This window comes from Blautia sp. St.27G3 (assembly GCF_059728505.1).
In genome coordinates, this window is the sequence record NZ_BAAGFO010000002.1 from 623,149 (window position 1) to 635,222 (window position 12,074).

General features: G+C 48.6%; 8 protein-coding genes. 1 reads left to right on the plus strand and 7 read right to left on the minus strand.

What is annotated here, in order from left to right:
* Window positions 1–82 precede the first annotated feature (82 nt).
* The 6 genes from AC6I2O_RS12495 to AC6I2O_RS12520 all read right to left on the minus strand — a co-directional run bounded on the left by AC6I2O_RS12495 (window position 83) and on the right by AC6I2O_RS12520 (window position 8,743).
* Window positions 83–907, minus strand: a complete 825-nt coding sequence (locus AC6I2O_RS12495; RefSeq protein WP_120391804.1) for a TPM domain-containing protein — start codon at window positions 905–907, stop codon at window positions 83–85.
* Window positions 908–919: 12 nt separating this feature from the next.
* The gene (locus AC6I2O_RS12500) at window positions 920–2,002 is read right to left on the minus strand and encodes a TFIIB-type zinc ribbon-containing protein (protein WP_497742808.1); all 1,083 of its coding nucleotides are present in this window, start codon (window positions 2,000–2,002) and stop codon (window positions 920–922) included.
* A 113-nt stretch (window positions 2,003–2,115) separates the two neighbouring features.
* The gene (locus AC6I2O_RS12505) at window positions 2,116–3,429 is read right to left on the minus strand and encodes an SPFH domain-containing protein (RefSeq protein WP_497742809.1); all 1,314 of its coding nucleotides are present in this window, start codon (window positions 3,427–3,429) and stop codon (window positions 2,116–2,118) included.
* Between the two features lie 233 nt (window positions 3,430–3,662).
* Window positions 3,663–4,268: a zinc dependent phospholipase C family protein gene (locus AC6I2O_RS12510; protein ID WP_497742810.1), complete on the minus strand. Its 606-nt coding sequence runs from the start codon at window positions 4,266–4,268 to the stop codon at window positions 3,663–3,665.
* A 195-nt stretch (window positions 4,269–4,463) separates the two neighbouring features.
* Window positions 4,464–7,670: a carbamoyl-phosphate synthase large subunit gene (gene carB, locus AC6I2O_RS12515; protein ID WP_120391808.1), complete on the minus strand. Its 3,207-nt coding sequence runs from the start codon at window positions 7,668–7,670 to the stop codon at window positions 4,464–4,466.
* A complete protein-coding gene (locus AC6I2O_RS12520; RefSeq protein WP_497742811.1) occupies window positions 7,670–8,743 on the minus strand; it encodes a carbamoyl phosphate synthase small subunit in 1,074 nt (357 codons plus the stop codon). The genes carB and AC6I2O_RS12520 overlap by 1 nt, the downstream gene beginning before the upstream one ends.
* Before the next feature lie 187 nt (window positions 8,744–8,930).
* Between AC6I2O_RS12520 and AC6I2O_RS12525 the strand changes: the two genes are divergently transcribed.
* On the plus strand, window positions 8,931–10,208 hold the full coding sequence (locus AC6I2O_RS12525) for a peptidoglycan-binding protein (protein ID WP_497742812.1): 1,278 nt from the start codon (window positions 8,931–8,933) through the stop codon (window positions 10,206–10,208).
* A gap of 182 nt (window positions 10,209–10,390) precedes the next feature.
* Here the strand turns inward: AC6I2O_RS12525 and AC6I2O_RS12530 are convergent, their stop codons facing one another.
* Entirely contained in the window at window positions 10,391–12,073 is a 1,683-nt protein-coding gene (locus AC6I2O_RS12530; RefSeq protein WP_497742813.1) for a GspE/PulE family protein, read from the minus strand.
* Between the last annotated feature and the right edge of the window lies 1 nt (window position 12,074).

Below are 12,074 nucleotides of genomic sequence, written 5' to 3' on the forward strand. Positions count from 1 at the left end.
AGGGGTAACTTGTTTCCTGAAACCCCGTTTTGGGATTGATTCCCCCAGGTCATTCTCTTTTCGACAACACATTTTACCTTCTTTAAAAGGACCCCGTATGCCCTCCCGAACTTCGCCCTCCTGACGTCGTATGTGTTATGCTGCCGCCTCCGCCGCTCGAATTTTGCTCTTTTTCTATCTTGATTCTTGATACAGTCCGATATAAAAAGATATCCCTCTGCCTCGTCACATGAAAGCTTCCGCTACGGACGTATTCCTGCGCAGTATGTTTTACCCGAACTGACTTCAACTGTGCAAACATCCCTCCAACCACACATCCAGCTACTGCAAGACCTGCAAGCAGTGAAATCAGAAGCTTCATTCCAATTTCCATCCGCTTTCTATACTTATGGTCTACATCAAAAGGAGTTCCTTTCTGCGCCTCAACAATATATTCCTCTGCCAGGTCTCCAAATTTCCGGAATGCTTTATAGTACTTCCCGTCAGAAAGCAATCCCGAAATTCTGTCATCAATCTCCTGCATCCCATAATCCGTAAATGCCGTGATCGCCCAGCCCTGAGTCGCCATATGAAACTTCCGCTCTTTCATGCTGATCAGCAGAATAATCCCGTCATAACGAGCACCGTATCCGTAATCGTTGGCTTCATAATAATCATCCGTGTAATCCTGAATCTGTTTTCCCTCACAGGAATTTACAGTCACAACCGCCACATCACATTCATACTTCTCTGCAATCCCGGACAGCTGTTTCTGAAGTTTCTCTTCTTCCTCCGTATCCAAAAGGCCTGCCATATCTACAACCTTCTGACTGTTTGATGCCGTCCCCTGAAATCCAAGTCCCACCAGAATCAAAAAAAGCAGCAGGGGAAACAGCAGTATTTTTTGTTTTTTTCCCAATCTCTTCATCTCTCTCCCCTCCTAAAACAGTGCGGTAAGCAACATCACAAGCGAAAACACTCCGGCAAAAACAAGCCCGGCTATCCTGGCTGCTTTTCCGCTGTCTGCCGGAAGATCACCGACAAACTTACCTGTCTGGCCGTTCATTGCAAACGTATACAATTCTCCTTTATAAGTGGTATGTAGTATCCATACCGGAAGAAGCGCATACCGGATTCTTCCCTGCTGAAGCCGAATGTCCGTGTGCTCCGGGATGCAGGACGAATAGCCGAGTATCGTACTCATAAACGCATCTACCGTGCTTTTACGCATTCTGTCATTGGCATGCGGCGCACACTCTGCGGACGTCTGGTCATATTTATCCGCAAGATACCCGGAAAGATATGCAGTCTCAAAAGACACTGCATCTTTATAATAAAATGGTTCAATAGACTGCATCAGCGCATCGTCCATTTTAACTGAACCGTCAACCGGTACATTTTCAAATCCAATATCCCCGCCACGGCTCACCAGATAATGCTGTGTCTCCGTATACTGATAATCCCCGCTCCGCCAGCAGTGAATCCGCGTTGCACGGCAGCGAATTTCCGCCTGTGCATCACAGTCATACAGCCAGAACGGAACGTACACTCCTTGTACTTCCTGAATCCGGTTCTCCGTTTTAAACAGGGACGGAAGCAAAACCTTTCCTTTCAGATGTGACTTCAGATGCTCCTGAGCCTGCTTTTTATCTAGTTTAAAGGGAATAACTAGATCCGGTCGAAGCATCCCGCTTAACTTTTTCATTACGATTACGGGGTTATCACAATAAGGGCACCTCGAAGCCGCCATGTTCTGATCCGCCACAATTTCCCCGCCACACGCTTCACAGATGTACGAAACCAGATTTCCCGCATCATCTTCCAACGTTTCCCGGCTTTGTTCTACATTTTCCTCTTCCCAGCTCGGCCCCCGGTCTTCGTCTATTGTCTCCTCTTCAAACTCCTTCAGAGTATCCAGTTCAAACTCTGTATCACAATAAGGACATTTCATCTTCTGGAGCCTGCTGTCAAATGTAATCGCGCCTCCGCAGCAAGGACATTTATATTCCAGAATGTCTGACATAATCTACCCCCTGTTTTCTTTTCTAAATGTTTTTCACAAAAAGCGCCCGCAGGTTTGGCTGTCTGAGAAACCAGATCCTACGCAGCGCTTTTTAATCAAATTTCGTAGACTGATTACGGCCGCTTTGCACCGCATTCCCGGCAGAACTTCCCGTCATTCATCGTCCCGCACGTACAGAGCCAGGAACCCTCCGGTTTTTTCGCACCGCACTCCTGACAGAATTTCCCCGTGTTTTCCGCACCGCAGGAACATCTCCATGAAGTCTCCGGTCTTTTTGCACCGCATTCCCGGCAGAATTTTCCTGTGTTTTCCGTTCCACATCCACAGATCCAGCTTCCAGTCTCAGATGCCTTCCCCGGCACGCCGGTACCCGCTCCTGCCTGACTGGCCTGATTCCCCTGTGCTGCTGTATTCGCGCGGTTCTGTCCCATTGCGTAGAGATCCTGTGCATTCATACCGCCTGCCGCGCCGGCCATCCCCATGCCCATAAATCCGGTCATGGCGCCTGCCTGATTGCCTGCTGCCGTGCGCATTGCGTCTCCCTGCGCTCCTACGAGCGTTGCCGCAGCCATCGTCGGATCACGCAGAATGGCACTTTTTTGCATCTGCTTGATCATATCCTCATCTTCTTTCGATGCAGAAACAGAATTTACTCCAAACGAAGCAATCACAATGCCGCGAAGCTCCTTCCATTTCTTCGAAAGCACATCATTGAGCGCATCTGCAAGCTCCATCGTATGGCCTGGCAGTGCGCTGTAGCGGACGCCCATCTCTGAAATCTTTGCAAACGCAGGCTGCAACGCGGTCAGCAGCTCACTTTTCAACATGCTGTCCATCTCGGAACGCTCAAAAAACTGTGCCACATTCCCGCATACATTTGTATAAAAAAGAATCGGGTCAGCAATCCGGTAAGAATACTCGCCATTGCAGCGGATCGAAATATCCACGTCAAGCCCGATGTTCCGGTCAATCACCCGAAACGGAACCGGCGTCGGCGTCCCGTATTTATTTCCCATAATTTCCTTTGTATTAAAATAATAGACTCTCTGGTCCTTTCCAGCCGCTCCGCCATACGTAAATCGGCGCCCGATCTCTGCAAAAGTACGGCGAATCCCCTCTCCGAGACTGCCCCCGAATATCGACGGCTCCAAGCTGCTGTCATACGTATACTCGCCAGGCTCCGCACATACCTCTGCCACTTTTCCATTCTCTACGATCATCATACACTGGCCGTCTGCCACTGCAATCCCGGAACCGTCCGTAATCACATTACTGTCGCCATGACGGTTCGAAGAACGACCGGAAACTCTTTTCTGTCCTTTCTGAACCAGAATCTCAGAATCCATTGCCTCACAGTAAAAATATTCTTTCCACTGATCCGCAAATGTACCGCCCACGGCGCCAAGCGCTGCCTTTATCAATCCCATATTGAAATCCTCCCATATCCTTTTTCATACACCACTATAAACTCATTTATCTAGCGATGAAATTTTGCCTATTTTGAAATCAGTATAACAAACCAGAGCAGAAAATCACAAGCATATTTTGGAAATATTAAGAATCTGTACACAAATAAAATGACGGCACCCAGCTTTGTGAATACCGTCCCTTCCTTGGTTTTTCGCTTCGCGTTCCTTCCTGTCCGCCTGTACAGTCATCCTTATGCGCACCGGTATACCGGCTCTGCCACCAAATTCTGTGCACAGGCAAGCTCTGCCATCACAACAAAGGCAATAGAACAAAGCATAACAATTTCATAACAGTCACGTTCCACACTGTGCGGCGCCTGCATATAAGCACGATGCCTTTTTTTCACAAAGGAAAACAATGCCTCCAGACTGCCAATCCCCGCCGCCATACGCCTGGCTTCGCAGAATATCCGTCCAGCTTCCGGAGTGTATACAAAATCACGGAGATAATATTTCATCTCACTTTCATACATGCAGTGATCTTTCAGACTTCCGGAAAAAGAAGTATTATGTGGAAACGTAAAATAATCAGCCATATAGTGCAGCGCCACGCCGATCCTTCTCCAGAGCACCCGTTCCTTCCACTCACTGTCTGCATTCTCTGCGAAAATATTCCGCACAAAATCCTTCATATTCTCATACGATGTTTCAAATTCATGCGGTGATGTAATCATCTTCGGAGTCAGATCCGGAAGAATTGCCCCAAGGCAAAACGCCTTTTTATGTTTGTTCAGGCCCTCCAGCTTCAGTTCCCTTACCAGATACATGGCCAGTGAAATATGCGATTTTTTACGCATTACGTCCCTCCCGTATACAGTTCGCCTTTCTATCCTGCCTCGAACCACATATGACAGAAAGGTTCGCGGCATCTTACTTTCGCACACATTGTATCGTGAATCTTTTTAAAATGCAAGTGATATTATGTTAACAATGCAGGAACTTCCTGCCATCAGAAAGGGGAGACACGTTCTGTTGGACGCGCTCCCCGTTTCTTATCGTGTTGCTACCTTCGCGATATCAATCAGCGTCAGCTTGTGTATATTGTTATTTTCAAGACTTGTAATCAAAGCCTCTGCCGTATCAAGGCTGGTCAGCACATTCACACCAGTCTCAATCGCATTTCGCCGGATGACGAAACCATCCTTTGCATGTCCGACGCCCTGAGACGGCGTATCAATGACAAGATCAATTTCATGCCCCAGAATCAGGTCCAGGATATTTGGAGATTCCTGCTCAAGCTTTCTTGTCATACGCACCTGCACATCGGCCTCCATCAAAGCCCTGGCAGTGCCCTTTGTAGCGAAAATATTGTAACCAAGCGCTTCAAAACGTTTCGCAAGCTCTGCGGCCTCGATCTTATCCGAATCGCGCACGGTCATAATCATGTTTTTATATTTCGGCAGATTGATGCCCGCGCCAAGAAACGCCTTATACAACGCCTCATCAAACGTCTCCGCGATTCCCAGACACTCTCCCGTTGATTTCATCTCAGGCCCAAGGCTGATATCGGCACCACGGATTTTCTCAAAAGAGAATACCGGCATTTTAATCGCAAAATAGTCTGCCTCCGGCTGAAGCCCCGGAGTATAACCAAGATCACGGATTTTGGCGCCCAGAATCACCTTTGTCGCCAGCGGCACAATTGGAATCCCGGTCACCTTACTGATATACGGAACGGTCCGGCTCGAACGCGGATTTACCTCAATGACGTAAACCTCATCATTGCTTACAATAAACTGAATATTAATCAGGCCGATTACATGCAAAGAACGCGCTAGCTTCCTCGTATAATTCTCAATCACACGCTTGATCTTTGCGGAAATACTCTGCGCCGGATACACGGAAATGCTGTCTCCCGAATGAATACCGGCACGCTCGATATGCTCCATAATGCCCGGAATCAGGACGTCCTCACCGTCACATACCGCATCTACCTCAATTTCCTTTCCGACCAGATACTTGTCTACCAGAATCGGATGCTCCTGCGCAATCCGGTTGATGATACCAATATAACTGTCCACATCCTCATCATTAATCGCAATCTGCATGCCCTGTCCGCCAAGTACATAAGACGGTCGAACCAGCACCGGATAACCGAGACGATGCGCCACCTCTTTTGCTTCTTTAGCTGTAAACACCGTATCTCCGGCAGGACGCGGAATGTTACACTGCTCAAGAATTTGATCAAACAATTCACGGTCCTCCGCCGCATCCACATTTTCCGCAGACGTACCGAGAATCGGAACGCCCATCTTCATCAGAGACTCGGTCAGCTTGATCGCTGTCTGCCCGCCAAACTGAACCACAGCGCCGTCCGGTTTTTCCAGACGTACGACATTTTCCACATCTTCCGGAGTCAGCGGCTCAAAATACAGCTTATCCGCAATATCAAAATCCGTACTCACCGTCTCCGGATTGTTGTTGATGATAATCGTCTCATAGCCTTCTTTTGCAAACGCCCAGGTACAGTGTACGGAGCAGAAGTCAAACTCAATTCCCTGTCCAATCCGAATCGGCCCTGAACCAAGCACCAGCACTTTCTTTTTACCGCTCGTCTCTTCTGCTTCATTCTCACTGCCGAACACAGAATAATAGTAAGGCGTTGTCGCTGCAAACTCGGCCGCACACGTATCGACCATCTTGTACGCTGCTACAATGCCGTTTTCATACCGCATCGCTTTGATCTCTTCTTCTGTTTTTCCAGTCAGACGGGCAATCACATGATCCGGAAACTCGATGCGCTTTGCTTCTTTTAACAGCTCCACCGTAAGCTCCTTATTTTTCAGAGCCTCTTCCATCTCCACGAGAATCGCCAGTTTGTCAATGAACCAGATATCAATCTTCGTAATATCATGAATAGCCTCGTAAGAAATCCCGCGACGCAGCGCCTCTGCGATCACCCAGATTCTCTGATCATCCACATGTGCAAGCTGCTTTCTCAAATCCGCTTCACTTAAATGTGAGAAATCATAGGACATCAGGCAATCCACATGCTGCTCCAAAGAACGGATCGCCTTCATCAGCCCACCCTCAAAACTGTCGGAAATACTCATTACTTCACCGGTAGCCTTCATCTGAGTCGTCAGGCTCCGGCTGGCGCTGATGAATTTATCAAACGGGAGACGCGGCATTTTCACAACGCAGTAATCAAGCATTGGCTCAAAGCTTGCATACGTCTTTCCGGTAATCGCATTTTTGATCTCATCCAGCGTATAGCCAAGCGCAATTTTGGCCGCCACCTTCGCGATCGGATACCCGGTAGCCTTTGACGCCAGCGCAGAAGAACGGCTGACACGCGGATTCACCTCGATCACACAGTATTCAAAGCTCGTCGGATGCAGCGCAAACTGTACGTTACAGCCTCCGGTGATTTTCAACTCGCTGATAATATTCAGGGCGGACGTACGCAGCATCTGATACTCTTTGTCGCCGAGCGTCTGGGACGGCGCCACAACTATACTGTCACCCGTATGTACGCCCACGGGATCAATATTTTCCATGTTGCAGACTGTGATCACATTGCCTGCGCTGTCACGCATGACTTCATACTCGATCTCTTTCCAGCCCGCAATGCAACGTTCCACAAGCACCTGACCAACGCGGCTCAGACGGAGACCGTTTTCCAGAATCTCCACAAGCTCCTGATAGTTATATGCAATTCCCCCGCCGCTTCCGCCAAGTGTATACGCGGGACGAAGCACCACCGGATAACCGATGCTGTTCGTGAACTTCACGCCTTCCTCAACGCTCTCCACGACCAGAGACGGAGCAACCGGCTCGCCGATTTTCTCCATCGTGCTTTTAAACTCCAGACGGTCCTCTGCTTTTTTAATCGTTTCAGAGGTCGTACCGATCAGCCGCACATGATGCTCTTTTAAAAATCCGCGTTCCTCCAGCTCCATCGCCAGATTCAAACCTGCCTGTCCGCCAAGCGTGGGAAGCACGCTGTCCGGCTGCTCCTTCAAAATAAGCTGCTCCACAACTTCTACGGTAAGCGGCTCTATATAAACCTTATCTGCAATATCCTTATCCGTCATAATCGTCGCCGGATTGGAATTGAGCAGCACAACCTCAATCCCCTCTTCCCGAAGAGAACGGCACGCCTGCGTTCCCGCATAATCAAACTCTGCCGCCTGTCCGATCACAATCGGGCCAGAACCAATCACAAGTACTTTTTTAATCTCAGGATTCTTCGGCATTACGCTTCCACCTCCATCATCTTCATAAACCGGTCAAACAGATAATCAGAATCATGCGGCCCCGGACACGCCTCCGGATGGTACTGTACTGTGAAAATATTCTTTCCTGTATAGCAAAGTCCTTCGTTCGTCCCATCATTCACATTTTCAAACGCCGGCACCGCAATCTCCGGCGAGAGACTTTCCACATCCACAACATACCCGTGATTCTGAGAAGAAATATAAACCCGACCTGTCGCAAGGTCACGCACCGGGTGATTGCCTCCACGATGACCATATTTCATTTTGTGTGTATCTGCACCGTTCGCGAGCGCCATGAGCTGATGTCCAAGACAGATTGCAAAAATCGGCACATCCGATGCATAAAGCTTTTTCAGCTCCTCGATAATTGATGTACATTCTTTCGGGTCTCCCGGGCCATTGGACAGCATAATACCATCCGGTTTTGCTGCAAGAATCTCCTCTGCACTTGTGAGCGCCGGATACACTGTCACCTGACATCCTCTATCTTGCAAACGCCGCACAATATTGCGCTTGGCCCCAAAATCCATGAATGCCACCTTCGCGCCATTGCCCTCCAGCACATATTTTTCTTTGCAGCTTACCTTCTCCACTACCTTGCCGGTCGTATACGCACGAAGGCGCGGCAAAAGCTCCTCCAGATTATAATTGCCATCTGTCGTAATACAGCCATTCATAGTACCTTTTTCACGGAGAATTTTGGTAAGAGCGCGGGTATCAATCCCTGCAATACCTGGAATATCATATTTCAAAAGAAAGTTCTGAATCGTATCTTCACAGCGGAAGTTACTGGGGAGACGTGATAATTCGCGGACGATAAAAGCATCCAGCCAGGGCCGGTCAGATTCCATATCTTCATAACAGATGCCATAATTACCAATCAACGGATACGTCATTACTACCGCCTGTCCCGCATAAGAGGGGTCTGTCAGCACTTCGAGATACCCTGTCATGGAGGTATTAAAAACAATTTCACTGATGACTTCCCGCGTCGAACCGATACTCTGTCCCGTAAACACAGTGCCATCTTCCAGTATCAGATAAGCTTTCATACTGTCTCTTGCTCCTTTCATCCACTTGTGCTCAAATTGTTTCGATTCTACCATATCCGGTAATGGATTGCAATCTTTTTTTCATAAACTTTCCCACCTCTGTCAGATCAGAAATTCCCCTCTTTTGCAGTAACAAGTCGCCGAAATCTGCATAAAGTAAAAGTAAGTGTACCACAGGAGCACATTTATGAATCACAGATCCGACAGCTTTATGATCCGCACCGCACAGACTGAAATGGTTGATACAGGCAGTCTGCAAATCACCGCCCTGTCTGAACAGAATCTTCCTATTGAAAATGCCACCGTTGATATTTCCTACACCGGAGATCCTGACAGCATTCTCGAAGAAGTACAGACCGGTAGCAGCGGAAAAACAGAGATTCTGGAACTCAATGCACCACCGATTGAATACAGCCTTGCACCATCGGAAACCATGCCTTACGCAGAATACACCATCCGTATCACTGCACCAGGCTATGAGCCGGTCGTGGTCAGCGGAATTGAAGTACTAAGTACGCAGCTTGCTTTGCAAAATGTAAAAATGCGACCTCTCGAAGCCGGAGAGCTTCCCGACACCATCACAATTCCGGATCATACACTTTACGGCATCTATCCTCCCAAAATTGCCGAGGATGAAATCAAGCCCGTAAACGTCAGCGGAGAGATCGTTCTGGATCAGGTTGTCGTACCGGAATACGTAGTCGTTCACAACGGAACCCCACGCGACACCTCTGCCGGAAATTATTATGTCCGCTATAAAGATTACATTAAAAATGTGGCAAGCTGTGAAATCTATGCTACCTGGCCTTATGAATCACTGATCGCCAACATCCTGGCCATCCAGTCTTTCACAATGAACCGCATTTATACAGAATGGTATCGCAACAAAGGCTATAATTTCACCATTACCTCCTCCACTGCCTTTGACCAGAAATGGGTTTACGGCCGAAATATTTTTGACAGTATTGATCAGGCTGTAGACGATGTTTTTCTGAATTATCTTTCCCGTCCAAATGTGCGTCAGCCCATTTTGACCCAGTACTGCGACGGCCGCCGCGTCCAGTGTCCTCAGTGGCTCTCCCAGTGGGGAAGTGCTGAACTTGGGGAGCAGGGGTACGATGCACTTTCCATTATCCGCAACTATTATGGCGATTCGATGTATGTCAATATGGCAGAGGAAGTCTCCGGCGTCCCGGAATCCTATCCTGGTTTTCCGCTTTCTATCGGTTCCGTCGGAAGCGATGTTATGAAGATTCAGGAACAGCTGAACGCCATTTCCAACAACTATCCACTGATTCCGAAACTGACGCCCGACGGAATTTTCGGAGAACAGACTCAGGAAGCAGTCCGCACCTTCCAGTCCGTCTTTGGTCTTGCCCGGGACGGAATCGTCGGCCCGCGTACCTGGTACCGGATTCAGGATATTTACGTTGCCGTAACAAGGCTTGCAGAAAATATCCCATAAAAGCACGTACAGCAAAAAAGCTGACACGGACGCTCTGTTTCAAACACAGATAAACTCTCATAGTTTTCTGAAATCCTCCTGTACAGAACGTCCATGTCAGCCCTTTCAAGTGGCTATTTGACAAATCATCTATTTTTCAACTATGTAATCCCCGCCAAAAGCTGGCAGGCTACCTACAAATATCACGTATAATATGCAATCTTCTGCAATTCTTCCACTGTTGTGATGCCTGCAGCAGTCAGCTCGCCTGCCCTGCGGCGCAGTGTTTTCATCCCCTGCTGCTCTTTCGCATATTCTTCCATTTTCTCAAGCGAAGCCCCTGAAGTAATCATTTCCCGCAACACACGGTCGATCTTTACAATCTCATGTACAGCAATCCGCCCGCTATACCCGGTATAATGGCAACGATCGCATCCCCTGGCTTCTTTCACTTGCTCGGGAATCAGGTCTGCTTCAAACAGATATTTCTCCTCCTCCCGAAGCTTCCGCAGTTCACAGCAATGTGGACAAACCTTCCGCATCAGACGCTGCGCCATCAGCCCCACCACGGAATTCGCCACAAGATACGGCGCCAGCCCCATATCAATCAGTCGCACCACAGATGCCATTGCACTGTTCGTATGAAGCGTGGAAAACACAAGATGCCCGGTAATGGCGGCACGCACGGAAATAGAAGCCGTCTCCGCATCTCTCGTCTCTCCTACCATAATAATATCCGGGTCCTGACGCAAAAGCGCCCGAAGCCCGGACTCAAACGTGAGCCCTGCTGTAGTATTCACCTGCATCTGGTTCAGCCTCGGCACCTTCTTTTCCACCGGGTTTTCAATTGTGGAAATGTTCACCTGCCCCTTTGCCAGTTCCTCGAGAACCATATAGAGCGTTGTCGATTTGCCGGAACCGGTAGGCCCTGTAATATAAATAATACCATTCGGTGAACGCATGATCTCAGAAAATCTGCGGTAATCCTCCTCTGCCATGCCATACGTTTCCTGACAGTCAATCTGTACATTGTTTGCAAGAAGACGCAGTACTGCCTTTTCCCCGTAAACCGTCGGGATGAGAGACACTCTGATGTTGACCGGTCCTCTGTCCACCCGAATCTGGCAATGGCCGTCCTGCGGAAGCCGCTTCTCTGCAATATCCAGATCTGAAACAATCTTAATTCTGGCAATCAACGAAGCGTGAATCCCTTTTTGCAATGTCACATAGTCTACAATCGTTCCGTCAATCCGCATACGCACCAGTGTTTTATTCTCAAACGGTTCGATATGGATATCGCTTGCATTCGTATTGTAGGCACGCTGTACCAGGCTGTTCAGCAGCTGGATAATTGGAGCATCGCCTTCCCCATCCGGTGTTTCCAGCTCCGGCGCAGGCGTTTCCCGCAAAATCGTATTCGCCTTCTCGGCTGCTTTTCTGGCTGATATTTCTGAGTAATAATAATGGATGGCACGGCGAAGCGGCGCCTCCTCAGAAAGCAGAATCGAAATATGATAACCGGTTGCCTGACGGACATCCTCCACTCCAAAGAAATTCAGAGGATCGTTCATCGCCACAGTCAGATTCTTTCCCTCTATTTTCATTCCGAGCATACAGTACTGCTCTGCGAGATTCTCCGGAATGCAGGCCACAGCATTTATATCAATCTGCGCTCCGGATAGCGAAACCTGCTGCAAATGAAGCCGCTGCCCCAACGCTTCCAGCATCTGGCTTTCCGTAATATAACCGCGCTCAATCAGCACCGTACCCAGACGTTTGCCCCGATGCTCTTTCTGATACTCCAAGGCTCCCTGAAGCTGCTCTTCTGTAATATATCCATATTCCTTCAGCACTTCACCAATTGGAAGGTTCTTCACATTTATCATA